Consider the following 24,642-nt stretch of genomic DNA (forward strand, 5'->3'; position numbering starts at 1 on the left):
AGACCTCGTGCAGGGGCCTGGAGGCGGATGGTTCTCCGGCCTGGCGGCGACGCGGCTCGCGATCCGGCTCGAGGCTCAGCCTGCTCCTTGGCCGGTGACCAGAAGAAGCACTGGACTGGCCCCGTCATAAGACATTCGCGGCGTCAACGCAATGCTGAAACAGCAACGGAATGCCAATTTTCTGGGTCGGCTCGCACGGCTATTGGGCAATCAGATGGGCGCATGCGTGGCACCGTCGACGCCGCATCGCGGGTAAGGGCGCTTTAAAGACCGCTGGCGGTTGGGCACCCGTACTTGCCTCCGCTCATCGCCGTCAGTCCGCTGGAGGCTGTGCGAGTTGGACTCTGGGAGGACTGTGCGGTGACCCGCGCGCGGACAGGTGTCAGCGAGGGCGGTCAGCGAGGTGCCGTTGACGTCTGCTGGAGCCGTTGCTTGCCGGGTGATGGCCAGTGGCGGCGGACGGTGCGCTCAGACCTGCCGATTCGCGCGGCGATTTCGGCCGGGTGCAGCGTGGGGTCGCGTCGCCGCCAGTAGGCGACGGCTGGGGCGGTGTCGGCCGGCACGTCGTCTGGGTTGGTGTCCGGGGCCGCGTGCGGCAGCGCCGGCCTGCTCGCGCCGTTGTTGTCCGTAGATCCTGGCTGCGACGCTTCAGATGGCCGTGTCGGCGGCGTGTCTTGGGCCGGGTCGTGGTGCGTGGCGCCGCGAGGCACCCGAGTGCGGGTCGAGCGGGTGACGGTCGTGGCTGGTGATTGTTCGGCTAGGGGTGGCGCTGTTGGCGGTGTGACCAGGGCTTTCCCCAGCGTCGCGGCGTGGATCCTGGCGGTGATCTCGACGAGGCTGACGCTGGCGACGATGACGAGCCCGTCGACGGAGATAGGCAGTAGGTACGCAGCGCCGTGTTCGGTCTCACCGTAGCGTGCGGCGACGCCGACGAGGTGCCAGTAGCTCACCCAGGTGGCGATGGCGGCGATGACAGCGGTCGCGGCGAGGCGGATGGCGCGGAGCAGGCGACGGTGGTGGGGTGCGCGGGAGATCAGCTCGACGGTGAGCAGCAGGGCCAGAGGGGGCCACGCGGCAATGATTTGGCTGATCGGGTTCGGGCGGGCGTGCAGCACGTTCGCGGCCACTGACGCGACGACGCCGAGGGCGAGGCTTGCCCGTACCGCCCACCGCAGTCGCTGCAGTTGGTCAGTGGCGTCACCAGTCAGCGCGTCCGGTGAGTTGTCACTGCTGGAGGTGAGCGTGGTGTTCACGGTCATTCGGTGCCTCCCTCCGTGTTGAGCGGACGGCGGTGGCTGGAGGCATTGCTGTGGCGTCGCAGGTCGGCGATGAGCCGGTCGGCGAGGGCGAGGGTGTCGTCGCTGGGTTCGGCGTCGATGTCGTTGAGCCGGCGTGCGAGGGTTCGGCGCAGCATCCGGATGCCCTCGACATCGCCGAGGTCGGCGCGGGCTCGCATCGCTGCCTGGTACAGGGTTTCGTGGTGCGGGTTGTGGGTGATGGCGGCGTCGAGGACGTTCAGTTGTTGCGCGGGCTGCCCGGTGAGGGTGTCCGTGAGGGCGAGGTGCGCGTCGAGGGCTTCCTGGCGTATTGCCTCCCGGTAGGGCTCGATCCATTCGTAGTCGCAGCCGTCGGCGAGGGGTCCGGTGTAGGCGTCGACTGCTCGGCGTAGCGCGGCTGCGCGGGTGTGCGGGTCGGTGGCCTGTGCGGCGTCGCGGGTGGCTGTGCGCATGCGCCACAGGTCGATGTCGAGCAGGTCTCGGTTGAGGACGTAGCGGTGGTCGGGGTGGGTGACGTGTCCTGCGGATCGGCCAGCGTGGCGTAGGACGGCGCGCAGTCCGGAGACGTAGGTGTAGAGCCGGCCGGCGGCTTTGCTGGTTGGGGCGTCGGGCAGCAGGTCGTCGAGGATCGCCTCGCTGGAGGCGGCACCGTCGTGCACCGCCAGGTACACCAGCAGTTCGAGGGATTTGGCGCGAGGCGTGCGGTTCGGGTCTGCGCCGACGACGGTAGGTGCGCCCAGCACCTGGACCCGCACTTGCTTGCCGTCCTCGGGGTCGCTGCCCCTGTCGCTGGTTGCCTGATCTGGCGCCTGCGAGTCCTCAGGGGGCTTGGATGCTTGGACGGCGGGGTTGTCCTGGTGCCCGTCTCCTGGCCCGGAAGCGGTGCTGCGGGGTTTGTCGGCTCGGGTTTCGCCGTCAGCAGTCGAGTCGGCGATAGCCCCTTCGGTGTGGGTGGCAGGCGAGGCCGGAGTCTCGGCTGTCGGCGGGTAGGCGGCGTCGGCGGACACAACGGATAGGCGTTCGGCGGGCACGGGGACCTGTGGCAGCCCGGTGTGTGACTCCGCGAGGGTCGTGAGCAGGTCAAGGGTCTCGGCCGGGTTGAGAACGGTGAGGCGGTCATTCTCGTCAGGGTGGGTGGTGTGCCGGGCGTCGCGGTCGCCGGAGGCGGTGGTGCCGTCGTTGTCGACGGTGATGGTGTCGCCGGCGGTCCAGTGGCCGAGGAGTACGCCGTGGATGTTCAGGCGTTGGCCCTGGTTGAGCAGGGCGGCGATCCGGGCCTGCTCGCCGCTGGGGTCGGCCAGCAGCATGACTGGTGGGACGGGTTCTTCGTAGGGGTTGGCGGCGCGCAGCTCGTCGATGGTGCCGACGTCGTGTTGCTGGAGCAGCCGGGTGCGGTGCATGGTCTGCGCTTCGAGGTTCCGCAGGGCCTCGTCCAGGTCGGTGGTGACGGTCAGCCGCGGCGTACGGGGCAGGTTGGCGGTGGTGGTGCCTAGCAGCGTCGCTGCGGTCGCCGATGGCATGACCACCTCGGTGCGGGCGTCAGGATGTTCGGCGCCGCCGGCGGCGAGGGCGGCGGTGAGGAGTCCGCGGGCGGCGGCGTGGGCGCCGGGCCCGGTGAGGCCCAGTCCGGCCGAACGCCGCGGCGGCGACAGCAGGGCGTGCAGTGTCGGCACGACCGACCTCGGGCCTTCATCTTCAGCCTGGTCAACGGCAGGGTGCGCGTCGTCGCGATCCGATGTCCGGTCGCGCCGTTCGCTGGCGGTGTGCCGGTGCGGGTAGGGGTTGTCGGCGCGCCGGTGTGCCGGATCGCCCAGGTGTGAGTAGCGGGCGGTGGCGCGACGCAGCCCGCGACGGATCTGGGCGACCACCGGCGGCATCGGGATCAGGGTGGGGTCGTCGAGGCGGGGCCGGGTGGAAGGTGCACGGGGTACGTAGCGGCGTCGGCGGTGGGCCCAGACCAGTGCGGCGGCGGCGACGATGGCGCTGGCCAGGCCGAGGTCGACCCAGCTGCCGGTAGGAAGCGACACGCCTGGGGAAGTCTTCTCGGCCGGGCGGCTGGTGTCTGCCCTTGGGCTGATCGCGTTGCCTGTTGAGCTGGGTTGGGCGGCGTTTCCGTGGGGGTTCGTGGTGGCGGCGGATTGCGGGGCGGCCGGGTGTTCGGTGTGCGCTGGCGCCGGACGTGACGGTCGCGGGTCGGAGTCCGGCGCCGCACGCTCGTCGGGATTGCCGCCCTTCGGTGGTGCTGTGTTAGCAGGCGGGCGTGCCGTGGGGGGTGGGTCGGCGTCTGCCGGCAGGTCGAGGGTCCAGCCGGGGTAGATGACGTCCGGGTCGCGCAGGGTGCCGCCGACGTGGGGGAAGTGGGTGCCGCGGTTGAGGGCGAAGATTTCCGGCCAGCGGTCGGCGTCGCCGAGGGTGCGGGCGGCGATGCGGCAGAGGCTGTCTCCGCGCCGCACGGTGTAGGTGGGTGTCTGCTCGGCTGGTCGCGGATCCGGGCTGGCGTGGTGGTGGGACGTGGACGTGGTGGTGGTCGGTTCGGCGGTCGGCAGTCCGCCGCTGGTCGTGGCGGTGGCGGGGTTGGCGTGTGCGGTGGCGCCCGTGGCGGTGGTGACGGCGGTGGCGCCGAGCAGCGCCGCGGTGAGGCCTTGCAGCGGGCCGGGAAGGCGGAGGGTCGTCGTTAAGCGCAGCCGGCATGCCAGCGCGGCGTAGGCGTGAGTGAGGATGACGGTGGCCAGGAGCAGCCACAGCGCCACTGCTGCGGCTTCGGCGAGGACGATGACGAAGCCGGTGCTCATCGGTTGGGCGATCCACTGCCGAGCGGTGGCCGGTGAAGGTAGCTGCGGGGTCCATGTGCCGGTGGCGGCAAGGATCACCGGCACGGCTGTTGTGGACAGGACGACGGTGGTGGTGGCTGCTGCGCGTGCTGTTCGGAACGTCACCTGGCCTCCCCTCGTGGCCCGCGCTGGCAGGCGAGGGTGCTGCCGGTGCGCGGGGTTGGACGGTGCCGTGACGCTATGGCGGCCGTGGCGGTGATGGGCGGTGATGACGGCTGACAGAACCTGACACGACCTCACACGACCTCACACCCGCAGGTCAGCGCCGCCCCGCAACAGCTCCTGACACGTGGCTGCACGGGCAGATCAAGCTGCTGATGGGGTGAGCGGCTGGGTCAGCGCGAGGTGGGCGCGGGTTGGTCGCTGGCGGCGATGCCAGCGAGTTGTAGGCGCCTCTGGTAGCCGTCCAAGAGCCGGGCAGCGGCGTCGGCGTCGCCCAGCGCGTTCAGCTGGTCAGCGGCGAGGTGGTGCAGCGTCTGGTTGTAGGGGTCGACGCGGATGGCGTCCTGCAGGAGCCGCAGCCGGTGGTGGGGATCGATCTGGGCCGCTGCGGCGCTGGCGTGGGCGTCGAGGACGAGCCGGCGGGTGGCCTCGCGCGGCGGGTCGATCCAGGCCCAGGTGTGACCAGCGGCGAGGTCACCGGCGTAGGTGTCAATCACCGTTTGCCAGGCGGGTGCGGCGTCGGTGAGGGCGGTAGCGGCGTGGTGGGCGGCGGCGTGCAGCCGCCACAGGTCGACGTCGACTCGATCGGGGTCCAGGTGGTAGCGGTCGTCGGTGTGTCGGAGGACGGTGGCGTCGGTGGCGGTGCGGATGGCGGCCCGGAGGTCGCTGAGGGTGGTGTAGAGGCGACCGGTGACGGTGTGGGCGGGCAGCCCGGGCCAGATGGCCTGAACCAGGTCTGTGGTGGTGGCTCCGTCGGGATGCACGGCGAGGAAGACCAGCACTTGCAGGGCGGCGCTGCGACGGATCGTGACGGGTTCCCCGTCGGCGAGGAGAGCGGGCCGGCCGAGCACCCGCACGTGAAGACGGGGGTTCGTGACCACTGGAATGTCGGGCGCGGCCGCCCGGCGGTCACTGCCGGCTTGGCGGGGAATCCGGGCGTGGCCGGTCTCGGCTGGCTGCAGCTGCGGCGGAGCCGGTTCGGTGACGGGGTGCTGCCGTTCACGGGCGGGGTGGGCGATGACGGCGAGCAGATCCGTCGCGGCGGTGCGGTTGAGGACGCAGAGCCGGGGTCCCGCCCGCCCGGTGTGCTCGTCGCGGATGTGGCCGTGGCGGTCGATGCTCCAGGAGGTCCCGGACGGTCCGGCGCCGAGCATCACGACGGTCGCGCCGGCCTGGTGCAAGGTCCCGAGTTGGGCGGCCGTCGGAGCGTTCGGCGGGTCGGTGATCAGCAGCAGGTCCGGGTGGCCGGCTCCCCCACCGGGCGCGGGAGGTGCGTTGATGAGGGAGGCAAGCAGCGCGGCCGCCTGGTCGATGGTGTCGACAACGCGCAGGCCTGGGATCTGTGTGTCCGTGGGAAGGTCGGGCAGGAGGGTGGTGAGGGCGGTGTGGGTGATGAGCAGCCGGGTCGTGTCTTGTGGGTCTCGCAGTGCGGCGAGGAGTCGGGTGAGCAGGATGCCGCGGGCGGCGTCAGCGGCGCCGTCTCCGGTGAGGGCGACGCAAGGTCTGGGCAGGGCTGGCAAGGCTGCGCTGGCGGGTATGGCGGGCAGCTGCCGGGTGTCTGCCTCGGTGAGGGCTTCGCGGACGGCGGTGATGGTGGCCGGTAGCGGCGTCAGGTCCGAGGCGTCGGTTGAGGGTTGCCCGGGTTGGTAGGCGCGACGGCGGCGTAGCCACACCAGGGCTGCCGCGGCGGCGACCTGTTGGGCGGTGGTGTCGGGTAGCCAGCCCCCGGGCAACGTGATGCCATCGCCGGCCTGCGTGTCGGCTGCGCTGCCGTGCGGGTGGAGGGTGCCGGTGGAGGCTGAGACCGGCGGGATCGGTGTGTCCACGGTGGGGATGTGGGCGGTGTTGAGGGCGGCGGCGCCGGCCACGGTTGTGGCCGCGGCCTGCCAGGGTGTGGGTAGCGGTAGGCGGCGCAGCCATCGGGCGCGGGCGCGTGCCCGGCGGGCGGCGGTGGCCGCGACGGTGCAGGCCAGGCCCAGCCACACGAGCCATGCCAGGGCGGTGAGCCCGGCGGTGAGGGTGTGTTGGTTCAGCGGGTCCGCGATCCAGCCCCGCAGCTGCGCCCCGGTGGGCCAGGCGGGCAGCGGCGGCCCGGCGAGGGCGGTCAACAGCCACGGCGGTACAACCAGCATGGTCAAGACGAAGGCGGCTGACACGACCCGCCGTGGCCACCTCATCCCCCGCGCTCCCACCCGGTTACGCGGTCGCCAGCTGCGGCTCGTCGGCTCATCGGGCCGCGATGAGGTGGTGGGGCTTGTTGGCGCAGGAGGCGGGTCCACAGCTGGCGCAGCCACCACCCGGCCACAGCGATCGCGTAGATCACCCCGAGGATCCCCGAGGCGGGCCAGCTGACGAGGGCGGCGGTGATCACGGCCAGTGGCGCGCCGAGGATCAGCCGCAGAATCGGCTGGGACACGACCGCCATGACCGCACCGATGCCGAGGAGGAGGCCGCCGACACGTCCGGCGAGGTCGATCCACAGGAGCATGTTCGGCCAGCGGTCGGCGGTCAGCGAGTACTGGATCAGCGCCATGCCGAGCCCGGCGGTGATCACCGAGCCGGTCGGGAAGGCGAGCAACTTCGACCAGCCGCCGGGTGGGGTGCGCCATTGTCGGGCGGCGACGAGGGCCATCACCGCGGCAGCGGCGATGATCGGGGCGATCGGCAGCAGCGTCCAGCGGAGGAACCCGCCGACGGGGTCGCCGATGTAGAGGCTGCCGAGGACGGCGTACATGCCGGCGACGGCGACGCCGAGGGATGCCGACGCCAGGATTCCGGTGCCGGTCTGCGACCCAGGGCTGGACGGTGTGCCGGGGGTGAGGCTGGTGCGGGCGGCGATGGCGGAGGCGAGGACGGTGCCGGCGCCGAGGCTGGCGATGACGGCGAAGACGGCGGCCACGGCGAGTTCACCCCAGTTGAGCAGCGCCCACTTGTACATGAGGCTGCCGTTCCACTCGGGGGTGAGCAGGAACTGGGAGATCAGCCCGAGCGAGGCGAAGCCGGGCACAGCGATCGCGACCGCACGCCGCACCGGCGGTACCGGCTCCTCCCCCACCGGCTGCTCGGCAGTGGCATCGGCGGCGCCAGTGTCGGCGGCCCCGCGGGCCGCCGACAGCCCAGGATCGGCGAGCACGACGGGGGTTATCCCGGCGGTTTCGGTGAGCGCCTTTCCCAGCAGCGGCATCCGGGCGACGCCGCCGACGCAGTAGACGCCTGCGAGGTCTTCGACCTTGAGCTCCGCGGCCGCGATCGCCTCGGTGGTCAGTTGGGCGGCGCGGTGCAGGATCGGGTGGGCGGCCTGTTCCAGCAGGCCCGCGTTCAGCACGATGGCTGATCCCCGCGGCTGCGGGATCGTGACCGCGACATGGTCGGCCAGGGCGTGCTTGCCGGTACGGACGCTTGCCAGCAGCGCCCACCGTTCACCGTCACCTTGGGCAGGGCTGGTGCCGGCGAGCGGGGCGGCGAGGGCGTCGTCGATCGCCGTGCCGCCGGCGGCCGGGTCGGCCAGGGTGGCGAGGACCTCGAACCCGGCCGGGCCGCGGCGCAGGACGCTGACCTCCGCCCCCGCGCCGACGTCACAGACCACGATGAACGATCCGACCGGCAGCTGCACGCCCGCGGCAAGGAGATGCCCGGCGACTGCCACCGGCGCCTCGATCAGCGTGGGTTGCGGCAGGCCTGCCCGGTGCGCGGCGTGGCGCATCCACGTCCGGCGTCGTGGACCCCACCCTGCTGGCACGACCAGCCGCACATCCTCGATGTCGGATCCGGCGACCTTCTGCGCCTCCTGAGCGACTCGACGCAGGGTGGCCGCGACCATGTCGAGAGGGTCGACGTCCGCGCCGGCGACGCTCAGCCGCTGGTCGGGAGGCTGCCGCGGGGAAGGGATGAACCGATCAGGGGCAGTGGCGGCGGCCTGCCACGCCTGGTGGCCCGTCAACGCCGCCTCGTCTGTGGACAGAAGAACTGCGCTGGGCAGCTCGGGTTCCCCGTCGAACAGCAGCGGCTGCCATGTGCCGTCCGGCCATGCCACCACGGCGCTGGTGCTGGCGCTTCCGCAGTCGATCGCCAGCCGCGCCTGCCCCGCTCGCATAGATCTTAGTCAAACATGAGGATCACGTTCACGTCACCCGCGAATTACTCACCGCCATGGACCAGGGTTCGCGCATCGGGCGGTGGCGGACCACCGCAGTGCGGTGCACTGCGGCGACGAAACCCGGGCGGGGGCCACCGGGCCTGACCGAACCACGACTTGACCAACGACCGCACGATCAATAGACAGGCGTCCATCAGGTCCCTGTTGGAGGAAACCATGGAGCCAGCGATCTACCCGATGACGGCCCAAGCACAAGCCGTAGCCGACAGGTGGGCGCAGGCGGCCTTGTCCTGCGAGCCCGCCGACCATGCGCGCGCCGAAGCCGCCGCGCGACTCGCCTACCAGGCGGCCGGGCAGCCCGAGCCGTCCCGCTTCCTCTGGTGCCCCTCTCCCCCGTCTGCTGTCGAACAACTGCGACGCCTCCTCGAAGACGGACACAAGTCGCTGGTCACCTCGGTGCGGCGCGACAACCTCAACCGGTCCCTGGCTGTGGCGCGGGCGCCGATCTGGGAGCAGACCAGCGAGCTCGATCGCTTCAACGCCTTCGGGGACTTCCACCACTTCATGGAGTGGACCGGTTACTACGGCGAGCAGCGCTACGACGGCGTCGAAGCCCGCTACGACCTTATGGAGCACCCGTACCGCTGCAATCCCGTCACCGTACCGGAGCGTCGAACCCTCGAACCGGTGCTGCACACGGTGCGGCGGGTGTACGACCTCGTGCATGGCCCGATCTGGGCAACCATCGACGGCAACCTCACCGCCAGCTACACCATGCAGCCGGCCTGGTTCTGGGACTCCGAAAGCAGCATCGTCGACCAGGACGACGAAGGACATGCCGTTGTTCGCTACTGCCTGAATCCCCGTGACTGGTTCTTCGAGCCAGCCTGGAACTACTACCCCGACTGGCTTCTGCTGGCCGCCATCGACACGTACCAAGAGGTCCTCGGCACCAGGCCAGGTGCCGCCTGGGAAGGATGCCGGGAGGTGGCCCTGGCAGCCGGGCCCTGGTGGCCGCTGACCGACGTTGCCGTCATAAGCGAACGCCCCACCGTCCTGCGGATCAACGCACAGGGCCGGCTGCACGCCGAGGACGAGCCGGCCGCCGTCTGGCCCGACGGCAGCCAGATGTGGGCGCGGGACGGCAAGGCGCTCCCGCCGCCCTGACCATCCGACACAAGCAGGTCGCAACGGGCGACTCGCCGGCCGCTTCATCCGCGGTTGGGTCACTCAGCTACCTCGAGAACGCAAATCGGCTGGTTAGGTGTGCCCTCTGAGCTATGGCGGACAACTAGACCTTTGAACCCCGACCTCTTGTTACTGCCAAAGGTCCCTGTCGCCGGACGGTGGGAGGTCTCGCGCGCCGTGACGAGTGTGGTTGGCCGGTCATCGCCGACAGCGCGTCGGCGACGACGTGGAGGTCGCCTTGATGTAGGTGGTGGTGGACGATCCTGGGCTGTCGGTGTGGCCGGCGTAGGCGCGGGCCACACCGTAGCCGAAGTGGCGTTCCACCCAGGTGAGGGTGGTGTGCCGCAGCCAGTGCGTGGAGATGCCCTGCGCGGCGACCCAGGGCAAGCGCTCGCCGATGCGTTTCCACAGGTGGTCGTACCGTCGGCTGCTGATCCGTAGGCCGTTGCGGTAGCGCAGCAGCCGGTCGGTGGGCAGAACGGCGCCGCGGACGCGGGCGTGGTCGTGCAGGTGCGCGGCGAGGTCGAGGCTGACCGGCTGCCACCGCACGGTGCCTTTCTCGGCCAGGCGCACGAGCCCGTTGGTGGAGTCCAGGTCGACAAGCCGCAGGGCGAGGGCACCACCGCGCCGGCAGGCACTTTCGATATGCAGGCGCGGCAGCAGGGCGTCGAGGACGACATCTTTGCCGCTTGCCCGCGCCACCACGTTGATCTCCTCCAACTCGTGCAAGGTCAGAGTGCGGCGTGTGCTGGGGAGGCGGCGGGTTTGGCGACACGGTGCGCGGGACTGGCCGACGCGTCGATCAGCCCGTCAGCGACGGCCCGGGGATAGAAAGCGCGGGCGGCAGCGATCACGTGCTCGCCGGCGTGCCGGCCGTTACGGCTGTTACGCCGCGACCGCGCTGCAGCGATCATCTGCTGTTTCATCGCCTCGATGTCGCTGGCCGCGACGCGGTCCAGGGACCGGTCACCTCCACGTGGCGGCCATCCGCTCCCAGTACGTGCCGTACGTACGTTTCGCGCCCGGACCCGCCGCCGCGACCACCCGCGGCAGATACTCCGCAACCGCCGGCACTGACACCACCAAGCCGGCGTCGGACTCCAGATCGGCCACGGTGACACCCAGATGGGCCAGGACTTGCCGGGCTGCGGCAACCGTGGCGGGATCAGCAGACATCCTCGCCTCCCGCCAGCTCGACGTGCAGGTCAGCGAGCAGACGAGCGACCGCGCAGACCGGGTGCGCCACCACCAGGCCATGGCCGACGAGCGCGGCCAGCAGCACCGGCTCACCATGCCCAATCCCACACATACGTCAAACAGAAGCCGGTAGGAACAACGCGCCTCGGCAGCCCACCCTGTACCGACCACCGCCGGCCGGAGCGATCACGAGCACCCCTCGGTGTGCCTGAATGCCGAGGCGGTGGCCCGGCTGCCAACCCAACGCCCGCAGGATGGTCTGCTCGGCAACCCGGCCGCAGCGGGACGGGACAGCCATCCCCAACAGAAGCTCGGTGGCATCGACGACCGCCGGAAGCTAAACCCGGGCAGGTAGTACCGGCATCGGAACCGGACGGGGACGCGGACGGGCAGGCAGGGCAGCAGGAACAAGCGGACGAACAAGCTGTTCACCGCTCGGGACAGGAGGTCGTGTCATGGCGGTGGCAACAGGAAGACGAGGTCTTGGGTCTCGTCGTTCCCGAGGGCCGGGCGCGATCGGCGGTCAACGAGGCCTGGTCAATCGATCGCAGCGTGGTTCCGTCAGAGGGTGACGGTAGTGTGCCCGGCGTGCTACAACCTGCTACTGACGTCGGTTTCGCTCAGCGCGTGAAAGCGCTGGCGTGTACGGCGCCGCTTCATGATCTCGACAGTCGCAAGTCTCAGGTCCAGTCGGCGGACTTCAACGTCTATCAGATGAGTGAGCTGGCGTTGAACGCCATCGACTTGGTCACCCTGTCGATGGACTTTGATACTGGGGCTCCGCCGGAGAAGATTGTCGCCGGCCTGGCCGTGTTCGCGGCCCGGCACGCCCCGGACCGTGACGACGCCGAGCACCTGCGGGTGGCGCGGTGGGTGTTGGAAAACCTGCTCAACGTCGGGTCGACCGACCGTGGCTTCCGGGCGGTGTATGGGATCACCGCAGGTGACGGTAGCTACAACCGGTTCGAGTTCGACTTCAAGCTCCTCGAAGAGGTTCCGGCGGCTGACGGCAGCATCTTCCTGCGGGCGACGAACGAGGCGGTCAACGTCTTGGTCGGTGCGCTCGAGCTGGACATCGAGTCGGCGCAGATCGCGGCCGACCTCCGCCTGGAGACCCTGATCCGCCGAGGCCGGCTCTCCGACGCGCAGGCGGCAGCACAGTCGGCCCGGTACCGCACGATCCAGTACGGCGAGAAGCTGCGTCAGCGTTTGGAAGCCACCGAGCGGGATGTGCGCACGGTGGACTGGCTGACCGAGATGCCGGCGTTCATCGCCGAGGCGGTGGAACACATCGCCGCCCGGTTCAAGGCGGAGAACGCGATCCTGGTCAACATCATCGAAGTCCGGGACACCGCCGACGTCGCGTCCCGCAAGCTGCAGGCGGCCGGGCTGGTGGAAGTCGTCCGGGATTGCCTGCGCCGCCACGAGCAGCTGCAAAGCGCGCTGCAGGCCGCTGGCCGCCGATTCCGGGCCCAGCAGGACCGGCAGACGTTCGCCCCAGACAGCCCCGCCGCGGCACTGGACCTGCATGCACAGCTACTCGTCCCGGTACTTGGTCTGCCAGTCGAGCAGGCCGATCAGGTACTGACCGCGTACTTCGCCCGGGGAACCGGCGTGAACGTTCCCTCGGCGGTGCGGCTCAGTGACCTGTTCACCGCGCTGGTGACCCCGCCGCCGGAACGAGAGCTGCTCGGCGGGATCATCGACAAGCCGCAAATTGACGAGACCGAGGACGAGCCCGCCTTCCCCGCCGAGTGCTACGACCTGCTCGACGGCCTTCTGGACCTCGACGTCGACGCGCCGCGCCGACTGTCGGGGCTGCTGGAGGAGGCCCGGTCGCTGCACCCGGACCTACCAAGCCTGGTCATCGTGCGGGTCGTCGCGCTGGCCGCGCAGGAGATCAACCCGGCGTTGCGGCACAAACTGCCGTCCGTGTTCATCGCCGTCGACGACGGCAGCGTGCTTGACGACCCGGAGTTCGCCGGTGCGGATCTGATCGTGGCCCGCGCCGCTATCGAACCGGCCGACGCGCCTGGCGCCGCGTTCGCTACCAGCTCCCGGAAGGATCTGCTGCATGACCACACCATCGCAGGTGACCGCGGACGCGGCCCGGCTCGTCGCGTTCGGTCTGCGGCCGAAGCTGGTCCCGGCCCGCGATGACGAATACCGCGAGCTTGTGGAACGTGCCCGCACCGACGATGTGTTCGCCGCCGTCGTGCAGGCCGTCGCGACCGGCATGGACCTGGTCGTGATGGAGATCAGCGACCGGGCGGGGATCGTGGTCGCGTCGACCGAAGACAGCGTCTTCGCGGTGAAGATGACCGACTACGCCCGCCGGACCGGCGGCGAAGGCAAGGCCGCGGAACGGGTTCTGCACGCGCTGGCTCACCTGGGCGCGGCGACGCTGGCGTTCCCCCGGCCGGCGGACCTGTCCAACGAAACGTATCTGGGCCGAATCACCGTCGAAGGCGTCGAGGCGTTCGTGCGTGAGGCGGCCTCGCGGCTTGCGGAAGCCGCGACGCAGGACGACGCGGCGGACACCGCCGCCGGCGAACCGGGGTTGGAAGCTGCATGGCGGGTCTACACCCGCCGGGCGCGGACCGGAAGCACCGGCGACGGACGCAAACTCGCATCAAGCACGACCGGCATCATCAACAAGGCGTTGATGTTCCTCGCCGACCAGGGCCTGCTGGTCCGCACCGGCGACGAACGCGGCGGCACGTTCCGGACCACACCGCGGTACCGGACTCAGGTCCGTGAGGCCGGTGTGGTGATGTTCGACGAGCTGCTGCGCCTTGGGATCACGCAGGCCACCGACGGCTCCGCCACGATCGCGGTCGGCTGGACGCCCCAGTCGCTGACCGAACTGTAGAAAAACCAGGAGAAGAATGTACGAGCTCAACCGCATTCGACTGTTCGGGGTCGGGCCGCGAGGTGCCCGGTACACCGACGTCACCCTGGACTTGTCCGGTGTCGGTGCGACCGTCGGCGGGCAGGGGGCACTGTTCGGGGCGCCGACGCGTCGGCCCAGCCCCTACAGTCTGCTGCTGCTGGAGAACGGCGGCGGTAAGAGTGTGCTTCTCAAGCTGCTGTTCTCGGTCGTGCTGCCGGGCCGGCGCAACACGGTCGGCGGACCCGGGTCGGTAATGGAAAAGTTCGTCGTCGGTGACGACGCCGCGCACGTGGTCCTGGAGTGGATGAACGTGCGCACCGGCGGCCGAGTGATCACCGGTAAGACGTTGCAGCGGCGCCGGAGCGCCTCTGCTGCGGAGAAGCTCTCCGAGCAGTGGTGGTCGCTGCGCCCGCACGCGGACGTGGAGATCGACAGTCTGCCGTTCAGCGCTGATGGCCGGCGGCTGCGCGTCGACGGATTCAAAGAGGCGCTGCAGGAGATCGACCGGACCGCTCCGGTGACACAGTTGACGTGGGTCGGCGCCGAGATCAGCGGCTGGGAAGGTCATCTGCGCTCGATCGGGATCGAGCCGGACCTGTTCCGCATCCAGCGCCGGATGAACGCTGACGAAGGTGACGCGGCGACCGCGTTCAAGTTCAAGTCCAGCCGTGACTTCATCGATTGGCTCCTCAAGGTCGTCCTCGACCCGGCGGACGCGGTCAGCGTTGCCGACAACTTCGAGTCGTACGCCCGGACCGTCGGTGACCGCGCCGCGATGCTGTTGGAACGTGACTTCGTCGACGGAGCTGTCGCGTCGCTGCGGCCGCTCGCCGACGCGCAGGACCGACACCGGACCGCCTGCACCGCTCGGCAGGTCGCTGAGGATGAAGGTTTGATGCTGCTGCGCCAGATCCGGGCGCGGGAAACCGCTGAGGCGGCCGCGACCAGCCGGCTGCGTGAACTCGCCGCCGGGGCGGCCGAGATCGCCTCCGGTCGGGAGAAGGACCGCGACCGGGCCCGTGACATCGTCAACGAGACCCGACGGCAGACCCTCGCGCTCGAGCATGCCGCCGCGCAGCAGGAACAACGCGACGCGATCGAAGGCCGTGACGGCGCCGATGCGGACCTGCGGGCCTGGGAGCTCGCCGGGCTGATCGAACGCCGCAACACTGCGGCACAGAGCGCCGCCCGATTCACCGAACAGATCGTCACCGCCGAACGTGAGGCCCGTCCCGCGCTGCAAGGTCGTGACGCCGCGGCTGGTGAGCTGCTGAGCAAGCTCGCCGCTGAGGTCTCCGCCGGCCGTGAAAAGCAGGGCCACCTCAACGACACGGAACGTGATCTTCGTGCCCGCGCCGCCGAGATCGACGATGACCGGTCACAGACGATGCGCGACGCCGAACGGTGGCGTTCGGAGCAGGCGCAGATCAACGACCGGATCACCGAAAGCCGGCACCTGATCGACGCCGCTGTCGCTGATGGCCTGCTCGCCGTCGGCGAGGATGTCAAGACTGCCGCCGCCGATGCGCAGCAGGCCGCCACAACCGCGGCGGCTCAGCTGCGGACCGCCGAGCAGGACGCCAAAGACGCCCAGGCCGCAGTCCGGGAAACCAGCCGCCTGTTGAAAGAAGCTGGCACCGCCCTCAACACGGCCCGCACCGCTCACGGTGACGCCGCCCGGGCGGTGCAGACGATCCTGGACCGGGCGGCACCGCTGATCAGTGACGACCTCGTCCGCACGGCCCTGTCGGCCGACGAGGTCGACGTCGACATGCTCGACAGCGCCGCCGACGCGGTGATCGACCGTCTCCACGGCGACGCGAAGATCAAAGAGCAGATCCTCGACGACCTGCGCGCGGAGCAGCGCGACGACCAGCGGCTGCTCGAAGCGCTCGGCGACGGCGGATTCCTGCCGCCCCGCGACGCGGTCGAGACGACCCTGACGGTGCTGCACCACGCCGGGATCGGCGCGCACGCCGGATGGCGGTACCTGGCCGAGAACGTACCCGCCGACGAACGTGACGCGGTCATCGCCGATCACCCGCACCTCGCCGACGGTGTCATTATCGTCAACCCCGCTGCACTGGACATGGCCCGGCAGGCGCTGCAGGACGCCCAGCTGCTGCCGGCTGCTGCGGTAGCGGTCGGTACCGGCCTGCTGATGCTGACCACCAGCGGGGCGGAACCCGCCGCCGACGGGCAGTTCGTCATCGAACCGAACCCGGCGCTGTTCGATCCGGAAGCCGCCGAGCAGCGGCGCGAGCAGCTGCGCACCGCGATGATCACCCGCGGCAGCGAGATCAGCGCCAGCGGCGACGACCTTGCCCACCTGCGTGACGTGCACATCGACCTGGTCCGGTGGCGACGCGACTACCCGCCGGGCCGGCTCGCCGAGCTCCGCGAGTCGCTCGGCCAGCGCGAAACCGAACTCGGCGACGCTGTCGAAGCCGAACGTGAAGCGCGCACGGCCGCCGACGCCGCCGAAGCGGCCCACGACCGGATCGCCGGGCAGGTCGACAAGCTGCGCACCGCCGAGCGGGCGGCCGCGGACCGGTCCGGTGCCCTGGCCCGGTTGGAGCAGACGACCGGGGCTGCCGAACAGCTGCGGGCCAAGCTGCCGGAACTGGCGCAGCAGATCAGCGAGGCGGACCGGACCGTGCGGGAAATGACCGCCGACCGGGAGCAGAAGCTACGGGAGGCCACCGAGGCGGCCCGTAGCGCGCAGGACGCGGCCGCGCGTGTCGAGCGGCACCGCGCCGACATGCGCGACGTGGTCACCTCCACCGGAGAGCATGCCGCCGCCGTCCCGCTAACCTCAGTGTCCGACCTGCGTTCGGCGTACCTGGCCGCCGCCGCAGCGTACGCCGCCGTCGAAGTCGGCCAGGACATGCGCGCAGCAGCCACCACCGCCGACCTCGAAGCCGCCCGGCTGCGGGAGGAAGTCGGCCGCCACGAGCCGGCCGACGTCGACCGCGCCGAGCAGCTGCTGGCGACACCGGAAGGTGCCGACGAAGCGGGCCGGCAGACCGCGATCGCGCGAACCCGCCGGGAACGTGAGCGGTTCGCCGACGCCGTCAGCGCCGCCGACACGAAGGTCGGCGGGCTTGCCAGTGACCTGAAAGCTGCCACCCCGGCCGGTGGTGCCGCCTGGATTCAGCTGCCCGAGTCCCGGCGGCCGACCAATGTCGAGCACGGCCGGCGGCTCACCACGACGGCTATTGCCGAGCACCGCGACGCCCAGCACGAGTACGAGACTGCTGTCAGCGACGTCGAGGACCTGAACCGCAAGGTCGAGGTGGCGAAGGAAGCCGCCCGGGCGTTTCGGGAGATCCACGGCCCGCTCGCGGTCCTGCTGGCCGACCCGCCCGCCGACCCGGACGACCCGATCGAGGCGTATGACGGCGACTCCGACGGAGCTCGGGCGGCGACCAGCCGGGTCCAACAGACGCTGAGCGCCGCGGTGATCGTGGAGAGCAGCACCGGCCGTGAAGTGAACCGCCTCGTCGATCACGCTGTCCGGCACGCGAATCAGGCGAAGTTCGAGAAGATGAGCAACATGTCGCGCCGGGCGATCGTCGGCCTCGACCGTGACCAGCTCGCCGCTCGTGCGGCAGAGTTCACCACGCAGCTCGAGCAGCGCTTGGCGACGCTAACCACCGACCTCGACTCCGCAGGCCAGCATCGCAAGATGATCGTCGACCGACTGTCCGCCCTCGTCGTCGGCGCGCTCAAGACGCTGCGCACCGCGTCGCGACTGTCGAAACTACCCGCCGGCCTCGGCGAGTGGGAGGGCAAGGAGTTCCTCCGAATCCGGTTCAGTGAACCCGACCCGGCGCTGCTGCACGCCCACGTCGGTGAAGTCGTCGACGACATGTCGGCGGCAGCGACCGCCCGGGCCAGCAGCGGAACTGCACCGAAACGTGACGGAATGGTGCTGCTACTACGCAGCATCGAAGCAGCGGTCCCGAAGGGTTTCACCGTCGACCTGCTCAAACCCGACGCGGTCCTGCGTGACGAACGGGTACCGATCGAGAACATGAACGAGGTGTTCTCCGGTGGGCAGGAACTCACCGCCGCCATCGTGCTGTACTGCACTATGGCGGCGCTGCGGGCCAACGAACGCGGCCAGATGCGCACCAAACACTCCGGCGTATTGTTCCTCGACAACCCAATCGGCAAAGCCAGCGCCGAGTACCTGCTCGAACTGCAGCAGGGCGTCGCTGCGACCCTTGGCGTTCAGCTCGTGTACACCACCGGCCTATCCGACGACCGGGCCCTGGCCGCCTTCCCGCTGTGGGTCAGGATGCGTAACGATGCGGACTTGCGTGCCGGCCTGAAACACATCCGCGTGGCCGAAGTCGTCCGGCGTCAGCTACCGGACCCGTTCACCGACGCCGACGCCGCCCCGGGTGAGATCGCTCCAGGCACGATCACCGCCACCCGCGTTTACCGCAGGCCGGCATGACCGGGACCGTAATTGGCGGCCCGCTGACCCCGCGCGCTACCCGGCTCGCTGCCGAGTTGGAGGCGTGGGGCCGGCGGACCGTCACCCTGGACGAGCTGTGGACGCTGTACGCCCGCGCCGACCCGGCATCGGCAACCCGGGTGTCACGGCGCACGGACCTGGCAGCAGCAGTCGCTGCTCTGACCGCAGCGGGGGTGCTCACGCCGTCGAAGGCGACCGACCGGACCGCGGCCCCGCCATTACCGGTCCGGTTGACGTTGCCACCCCCGGCCGCCTCGGTTTCCGCGTCGCAACTGGCACGGCAGGTGCCGTGGCGCCCGGAGTTGGCATGGGCGGCCAGCGCCAGACTGACGGTCGGGCAGGTCGGCCTGCTGCAGGCCGTGAACGGCTGGCTGCGTGACAGAGGACGAGGCACCGATATCGTTCCCACTCGGGAACGTTCGCTGGAACTGTTCGGTTACGAGAAGACCCTGGACGCGGTTCTGGGCACGACGCTTTTTGGTGCCGGCCGGCTCAGCCTCGACCTGCTGCGAACGTTCCGCGCGCACCCGCCGCTACCGGTGCGGACCATCAGCGATGGACACGTCCTGCTGGTCGTCGAGAACGCGGACACGTTCGACACGCTGCGCCGCGTCCTCAGCAGTACCGCAGGGCACGCGGTCGGCCAAATCGCCTGGGGTGCCGGCGGCGCGTTCGAAGCCTCCGTGCTCAGCATCGCCGAGTTGACGACGGTCCGCGATATCGCCTACTTCGGTGACCTGGACGCTGACGGCCTGCGTATCCCCGCATCGGCGGCCCGGACCGCTGCCGAGGAGCGCCTGCCTGCGGTACGGCCGGCACACGGGTTGTATCACCTCTTGCTGTCTCATGGGGTACCGCAGAGCGGGCAGCCGTCGGTGGATGCCAAGGCGGTTGGGCCCTTGGTCGCATGGCTCGGCACGGAGGCCGCTGCGCCTGCCGAGGCGTTGCTGACCGCCGGAATGCGAATCCCGCAGGAGGCACTCACCGGCACCGTCCTCGACACCGACCGGACCTGGCTGCGGGATCTAGCCTGATCCGCACTCAACCATGCCTGGTGCTCCGGTAGACGCAGGAGCCCGTGCGACCGTGGCGCTGTCTACCGCTGTACTCGCCGCTGCGGCGGGAACCACTATGGCCCGGAACCCTGATTAGTGCCGGCCTCGAAGGTCTGGACTCGACGACGCGCCGGGACTCGCCCGTTCGGCGAGACCACGACGGTCGAGCAGCTGCGGGGTAGGCTGGCCGATCTGACCGCGTATCAGCAGGAAGCCGCCGCCCGCGAACGCAGTCTGGAGACGGTAATCGCGGCCCTTTGTACGGAGAACACCGACCTCAACACCCGGCTCGGCGAAGCCCGGATCGCGGCCGCGGCGGCCGACGCCCGCGCCGACAGCGTCGAGGCCCGTTACACCCAGCTACTCACCGTCCTGTCCGACCCGGCGCAACGCGGCGCCGCAGTGAAAGGCCCCGACGCATGACCTCGACGGCACCCACCACGTCGTCCCGGCGGCTGTGGCTGGCCGTCTTCGTCCTCGCCGCCGCGGCGGTCGGCGCGGTGGCCGGGCTGCTCGCCGTCGCCGGCGGCACCAACGTGCCCACCGCCATCCTTACCGGCACCGTCGCGCTGCTGCTCGCCTTGGCGCATTACCTGTCCGGCAGCCCCCGGTGACCGTGGGCACCGCCCCGGTGCGGTATCAGCCGAACGCCGACAACACGGTGCTGCGCGACGTGCTGCACCGGCTGTGGGATTACCGGTGCTACGCCTGCGGAACGCCCAAAGATTTCACCGACGCCCAGATCGACCACCTCATCGCGCGGAACCTGACCCCCGCCAACCGCGCCACCGTGCTGCACGGCTACGGACTGCCGCCCAAGTTCGACCTCGACCGGCCGGCGAACCTCGCCCCGATCTGCGGCGACTGCAACCGTAAGAAGAGCAACCACCACGCCCCGACGATCACGCTAATCCTCGGCATGCACCTGGGCAAGGCCCGCAAGCTCGAGCCCCGGGTGGACGCCGCAGTACGCGGCTTCGCCGCCGGCAACCGGATTGGCAGCTACCTGCGCCGCGTCAACGCCGACAGCCTGCACGACAGCCCGGCCCGGACCGCCTTCCTGCGCCATGCGCCAGCGATCGTGCAGAAACTGGCCCTCACCGACCCAGCCAGCGTCGACTTCTTCACCGCTGACCGCCTGCACGTCGACCTGGAGTACCTCGCGGTCCCGGTCGCGCTGACCCTCAACCAGCGGGGCCGCACTGCCATGACGGTGCTGGCCGAGATCATCGGGTGCCCACTGGTCGACGCCCTGCGCAGCGGGGTGCACACTTTGGTTGGCGCGGTCGCCGAGCAGGCCCGTGGTTCCATCGAGGGCGTGAATCTGCCGAACGGTCCGGTGAACGCGGAAGAACCGCAGTGCGACGACCTCGACCTGACCATCGACGAGGTCGACTTCAGCCGTGCGAACGACGAGCTGACGATCACCTTCGACGGTGCGTTCTCCGGTCACTTCTCCGGCTCCGTGGTCTTCGACGCCCCGGGCGGTGACGGTCTGATGGTTTCCTCGGCGGACAGTGAGGTCGCCGGCCGGTTTGCGTTGTGGGCCAGCTGGCAGCTCGGTGCCGCGGGCGGGCCACCGGCCGAGTCGTCCGCGGAGGTCACACACTGGGCGCGCAGCAGCGTGCTGATCTGATCCGAGCCGGCGGCGCCCAGGGCACCGCCAACTCGAATCGTCGCCCGAGACGCTGGGCGGCCGGGTCCTGCCGCCGGCACCGCGGCGTTCTTGTCGTACCTCGATGCGACGATGGGCAGTCGTCGGCGCGGCGGTCGACGGCACACCCCACGGCCCAGTCCTTCGACGAGGTGTTGCTCTTGAATCCGCGGCCCTGCCCGCCCCAGCAGGCATTCAACTTCCTACCCGTCACTTTCACCGCGGCCACGTTCGACGGCGGCGAGGTGCCCTATACCTCACCCGAGCAGTTGTCCGAACTGCGCGCCAAGCTCGCCGACAGTCACGTCGTCACCAGGATCCGGGACTCGATCAAGTGCATCCCGATCGTTGACGGCGCTGACCCGTACGGCACCCCGTCGACGTATCACCTGCGGGAGCACAAGCCGCTGACGATGCGGCTGGCGGAGCAGGCGCTGCTGCGTGCGGTCCGCGGCTGGGGGTACCAGCTGCGCAAACGGCAGCCGGTCACGTTCGTGTCCCGGTTCGCCGGTAAGGATTTGCTCGAGCCGCTCGTGGGTGAGCACCGGCCGCAGGCGCTCGGCCGGTTGCACGTCTACCCCCAGTTCATCTTGGATGCCCGGACGATGGGCCCGTCCGACCGGCCGGGTGTGATCGTCGGCGTCAAGACCCGCCGCGAGATCGACCTGACCGTCGCGGAGCTGCTCGAGCTGGGGGTCGGTGTGCTCGGTCAGTACGTGCTCGCCGATCCCGGCACGGTGGTCACGGAGCCGGACATGGATCCGTGGGCGTACCGGCGCGCGGCCGGGGCGGTCGAGCGGGTGCACGGCAGCGACCTGATCCTGCGCGACGCCCCCGGTGCGGACACCGTGGACGCGGGCCAGGCCTGGCTGGAGAGCAGGCTGGAGACCTTCCAGGATGTCCTGCGCACGCTGGCCGGCACCGACGGCGCCCGCATCCAGCGGGAACTCGACCAGGCGGCCTTCGAGTTGCTGGGCGCCTTCGGCCGCTACGAGAAGACGATCGACATCGCCACCCGGCTCGGTAAGCACGGGCCGCTGCTGCTGGCCAACGGGCTGGCCGCCACCATCGAGCAGCCGGTCGGTTCGAGCAACGGGCGCTCGGTACACAGTGTGCGGTATCAGTCGCCGACGTTCCGGTTCGACCAGGCCGGCGACAAGACCGACTACAAGCTCGAGCGTGGCCTGACCACGAATGGGCCGTTCGACGTCGAGTTCTTCGCGAACAAACGACCCCGGATCGCGGTGATCACACCGCGCGAGCACGAGGGCGTCGTCGAGAACTTCATCAACCAGCTGCTGCACGGCGTACCCGGGCAGACCCCGTTCAGCCAGGGGTTCATCCGCAAGTACCACCTGGCCAGCTGCGACGTCTCGGTGCACCCGTTCGACGGCGGCCCGCTGGACGCCGGCGCCTACCGGCACGCCTGCCGCGCGGCGCTGCAGGCCGGCACCGTCGACCTGGCCATCGTGATCACCAGCGAGGCGCAGACCCACCTGGCCGGCGACGACAGTCCGTACCTGGTGGCGAAGTCCACGTTCATGGGGCACGGCGTGCCGGTCCAGGAGGTCAAGATCGAGACGGTGCGGCTGCCGAAGCGCCGTCCCGCTCAACAGCATCGCGCTGGCCTGCTACGCCAAGCTGGGCGGGATCCCGTTCGTGATCGCCGCGCCCCGCGCCCTGGCGCAGGAGCTGGTCATCGGAATCGGCAGCGCCCACGTCAAGGCCAGCCGGCTCACCGAGCCGGAACGGGTCGTGGGTATCACCACTGTGTTCTCCGCCGACGGCACCTACCTGCTGTCGGACGCCTCCCGGGAGGCCGACTACGCCGACTACCCCCGGGAGCTGCTGCGCTCGCTCACCGAGTGCATCGAGGACATCAAGAACCGCAACGCCTGGCAGCGCGGCGACGGCCTGCGCCTGATCTTCCACGTGTTCAAGCCGCTCAAGGACGTCGAGGCGATCGCGGTCAAGCAGTTGGTGGAACGGCTCACCCGCGACTACGCGTCGGTCGAGTTCGCGTTCGTCCACGTCAGCAACGACCACGAGCTGGTGATGTTCGACCGGGCGAGCACCGGCATCGCCACCCATGGCGGCGCGGTTAAGGGCCGGTTCGTCCCGGAGCGCGGGCACGCCGTCGCGATCGGACGGCGCGAGATGCTGCTGGCCGTCGGCGGCCCCTACGATCTCAAGAGCGCCACCCACGCGATCCCCAAGCCGCTGCTGCTCAAGCTGCACGCCGAGTCGACGTTCACCGACATCGAGTACCTCGCCCGGCAGGCCTACCGGTTCACCAGCATGTCGTGGCGCACGATGTACCCCTCGCGGCTGCCGGTGACCATCCAGTACTCCGATCTGATCGCCGAGCTGCTCGGCCAGTTGCGGCACGTGAAGAACTGGAACGCTGACGCGATCGTCACCCGCCTGCGCGGCAGCCGGTGGTTCCTGTGACCGCCCCGGACCCCGGCGCGCCTGTGCCGGTGGGCCCCCTGCTCGGCGATCAGCTCCGGGCCCTACAGGAGCCGCTGCTGCGGGCCAACCTGCCCGGCAACCTCGACGGACTGCTCGCCCATCACCTGCTGGGCGGGCGTCACTTCGGGTTCGGCTGGAACGTCGATCCGCTGACGCCGGCGTGGCTACGCGATAACACGCACCGGTTCATCCAGGCCGCGGGTCTGGCCGTGCTCGGCTACGGACTGACCGCGTTCCCGGGCGAGCAGAGCCCGGCGGCCCAGGAACTGCTGATCGACGGCATGGCCGCAGTGATGCGCCGCAGCCCCTTCCAGAGCGATGGGGTGACCTTCATCAACGACTCCGGCCAGCTCGTCGGCCTGGCCCTGGCGGCCACCGCCGTGGCGGCCGAGGCACCCCAGGTCCGCACCTGGCTGAGAACAGTGCTGCAGGACGCCCGGCTACGCCCGCCGACCCTGCTGCTCCAGCTGTTCCAGGAGTACGCTCGCCATCTGCTCGACCTGGGCCCGGCGGCCCGGCCGGCCCTGGACGGCATCGACGACCCGGTCGAGCTGGCCGCCCTGCACTGGGTCCTGACCCTGCCGCCCCGCCCCGCGGCCGGGGACCCCGACCAGCTGCGCCTGCTGCATTCCCGTCTGATCAACGCAATCCTGCTCGGCGGGCCGCGCCCGGTCGCCGCGTGGCGGTCGGCGCTGTTGATCGCGGCCGCCACTCGCATCGTCACCAGTAGCATCGACGATCAGCTGCTCAGCCTCAACCACGTCGGCGTGCTGCTGAGCCGGTTCGAGGACGCGATGCGCCACTGGCGCTACGACACCACCGGCGAGCGGCCCATCCGATGGCCGATCACCTCCGAACGCGAGGTCCAGGACATCCTCTGGATGATGCTGCGGCCGGGTCTTCCCCGACCTCGTCGACGAGGAGACCCTCCGCAAGATCGGGCACAGCACGTACCGGGCCGACTTCGGCATCCCGTCGCTCGGCCTGCTGATCGAGGTCAAGTACGCCCGCAAGGCCGGCGACTTCAAGGAGTTCGAGCAGCAGATCTTCATTGACTACGTCGCCTACCTGACCGGCAACGGCCCCTACCGCAAGCTGGCCGTGTTCATCTACGACGAGTCCGGCTCCGTCCAGGAGTACGGCACCACCCGCCGTGCCCTACTGGAACGGCCCAACATCACCGACGTCGTCATTGTGTCTCGGCCGAGCCACGTGCCGGTCCCCACCCGTCAGTCCCGCTCGCGCGGGTCCGGCTCCCGACCGTGACGGCCGCCCGCTAATCCGCTGCGCAGGGCAATCCGCGCCGTCGGCACGTTTTCGACCGACAGAGC

At 70.2% G+C, this 24,642-nt stretch carries 18 protein-coding genes; 11 read left to right on the plus strand and 7 right to left on the minus strand.

What is annotated here, in order from left to right; translation table 11 throughout:
• Nucleotides 1-395: 395 nt before the first annotated feature.
• The 4 genes from NLX85_RS18020 to NLX85_RS18035 all read right to left on the minus strand — a co-directional run bounded on the left by NLX85_RS18020 (nt 396) and on the right by NLX85_RS18035 (nt 8,363).
• Nucleotides 396-1,259, minus strand: coding sequence for a DUF2637 domain-containing protein (locus NLX85_RS18020; RefSeq protein ID WP_254336584.1), 864 nt, complete (start codon nt 1,257-1,259; stop codon nt 396-398).
• Complete coding sequence (locus tag NLX85_RS18025) at nt 1,256-4,213, minus strand: BTAD domain-containing putative transcriptional regulator (protein ID WP_254336585.1); 2,958 nt, start codon at nt 4,211-4,213, stop codon at nt 1,256-1,258. The genes NLX85_RS18020 and NLX85_RS18025 overlap by 4 nt, the downstream gene beginning before the upstream one ends.
• A 230-nt stretch (nt 4,214-4,443) precedes the next feature.
• Nucleotides 4,444-6,096 carry a hypothetical protein gene (locus NLX85_RS18030; protein WP_254336587.1) on the minus strand — a complete coding sequence of 551 codons (1,653 nt, stop codon included), beginning with the start codon at nt 6,094-6,096 and terminating at the stop codon, nt 4,444-4,446.
• Between the two features lie 347 nt (nt 6,097-6,443).
• Entirely contained in the window at nt 6,444-8,363 is a 1,920-nt protein-coding gene (locus NLX85_RS18035; RefSeq protein ID WP_254336590.1) for an Hsp70 family protein, read from the minus strand.
• Nucleotides 8,364-8,582: 219 nt separating this feature from the next.
• On the opposite strand from NLX85_RS18035, the gene NLX85_RS18040 reads away from it, so the two are divergent.
• Nucleotides 8,583-9,533, plus strand: coding sequence for a DUF6745 domain-containing protein (locus tag NLX85_RS18040; RefSeq protein ID WP_254336592.1), 951 nt, complete (start codon nt 8,583-8,585; stop codon nt 9,531-9,533).
• Between the two features lie 219 nt (nt 9,534-9,752).
• Here the strand turns inward: NLX85_RS18040 and NLX85_RS18045 are convergent, their stop codons facing one another.
• Both NLX85_RS18045 and NLX85_RS18050 read right to left on the minus strand, forming a co-directional pair.
• Nucleotides 9,753-10,274, minus strand: a complete 522-nt coding sequence (locus NLX85_RS18045; protein ID WP_254336594.1) for a site-specific integrase — start codon at nt 10,272-10,274, stop codon at nt 9,753-9,755.
• 11 nt (nt 10,275-10,285) lie between these two features.
• Nucleotides 10,286-10,480: a hypothetical protein gene (locus NLX85_RS18050; protein ID WP_254336596.1), complete on the minus strand. Its 195-nt coding sequence runs from the start codon at nt 10,478-10,480 to the stop codon at nt 10,286-10,288.
• A gap of 721 nt (nt 10,481-11,201) precedes the next feature.
• Between NLX85_RS18050 and NLX85_RS18055 the strand changes: the two genes are divergently transcribed.
• From NLX85_RS18055 to NLX85_RS18085, 7 genes are all read left to right on the plus strand, one after another.
• On the plus strand, nt 11,202-12,911 hold the full coding sequence (locus NLX85_RS18055; RefSeq protein ID WP_254336599.1) for a hypothetical protein: 1,710 nt from the start codon (nt 11,202-11,204) through the stop codon (nt 12,909-12,911).
• On the plus strand, nt 12,826-13,623 hold the full coding sequence (locus NLX85_RS18060) for a hypothetical protein (RefSeq protein ID WP_254336601.1): 798 nt from the start codon (nt 12,826-12,828) through the stop codon (nt 13,621-13,623). Before NLX85_RS18055 ends, NLX85_RS18060 begins: the two co-directional genes overlap by 86 nt.
• 16 nt (nt 13,624-13,639) lie before the next feature.
• Nucleotides 13,640-18,109, plus strand: a complete 4,470-nt coding sequence (locus tag NLX85_RS18065) for a hypothetical protein (RefSeq protein ID WP_254336603.1) — start codon at nt 13,640-13,642, stop codon at nt 18,107-18,109.
• The gene (locus tag NLX85_RS18070) at nt 18,106-19,164 is read left to right on the plus strand and encodes a Wadjet anti-phage system protein JetD domain-containing protein (protein WP_254336605.1); all 1,059 of its coding nucleotides are present in this window, start codon (nt 18,106-18,108) and stop codon (nt 19,162-19,164) included. The genes NLX85_RS18065 and NLX85_RS18070 overlap by 4 nt, the downstream gene beginning before the upstream one ends.
• A 117-nt stretch (nt 19,165-19,281) precedes the next feature.
• Entirely contained in the window at nt 19,282-19,608 is a 327-nt protein-coding gene (locus NLX85_RS18075; RefSeq protein WP_254336607.1) for a hypothetical protein, read from the plus strand.
• On the plus strand, nt 19,605-19,799 hold the full coding sequence (locus NLX85_RS18080; protein ID WP_254336609.1) for a hypothetical protein: 195 nt from the start codon (nt 19,605-19,607) through the stop codon (nt 19,797-19,799). Before NLX85_RS18075 ends, NLX85_RS18080 begins: the two co-directional genes overlap by 4 nt.
• Entirely contained in the window at nt 19,796-20,821 is a 1,026-nt protein-coding gene (locus tag NLX85_RS18085; protein ID WP_254336611.1) for an HNH endonuclease, read from the plus strand. The genes NLX85_RS18080 and NLX85_RS18085 overlap by 4 nt, the downstream gene beginning before the upstream one ends.
• 275 nt (nt 20,822-21,096) lie before the next feature.
• Here NLX85_RS18085 and NLX85_RS18090 read toward each other — a convergent pair whose 3' ends face one another.
• Nucleotides 21,097-22,458 (minus strand): hypothetical protein, encoded by a 1,362-nt coding sequence (locus tag NLX85_RS18090; protein WP_254336613.1) that lies wholly within the window; start codon nt 22,456-22,458, stop codon nt 21,097-21,099.
• A 40-nt stretch (nt 22,459-22,498) separates the two neighbouring features.
• On the opposite strand from NLX85_RS18090, the gene NLX85_RS18095 reads away from it, so the two are divergent.
• Genes NLX85_RS18095 through NLX85_RS33705 form a run of 3 tightly spaced genes read left to right on the plus strand, consistent with a single transcriptional unit; the run spans nt 22,499 to nt 24,577 of the window.
• Entirely contained in the window at nt 22,499-23,290 is a 792-nt protein-coding gene (locus NLX85_RS18095; protein ID WP_254336615.1) for a Piwi domain-containing protein, read from the plus strand.
• Nucleotides 23,287-24,366, plus strand: coding sequence for a hypothetical protein (locus NLX85_RS18100; protein WP_254336617.1), 1,080 nt, complete (start codon nt 23,287-23,289; stop codon nt 24,364-24,366). The genes NLX85_RS18095 and NLX85_RS18100 overlap by 4 nt, the downstream gene beginning before the upstream one ends.
• Nucleotides 24,248-24,577 carry a hypothetical protein gene (locus NLX85_RS33705; protein WP_374628119.1) on the plus strand — a complete coding sequence of 110 codons (330 nt, stop codon included), beginning with the start codon at nt 24,248-24,250 and terminating at the stop codon, nt 24,575-24,577. The genes NLX85_RS18100 and NLX85_RS33705 overlap by 119 nt, the downstream gene beginning before the upstream one ends.
• The last annotated feature ends 65 nt before the right edge of the window (nt 24,578-24,642 follow it).

The organism is Micromonospora sp. A3M-1-15 (assembly GCF_024213425.1).
Lineage (GTDB): Bacteria > Actinomycetota > Actinomycetes > Mycobacteriales > Micromonosporaceae > Micromonospora > Micromonospora chersina.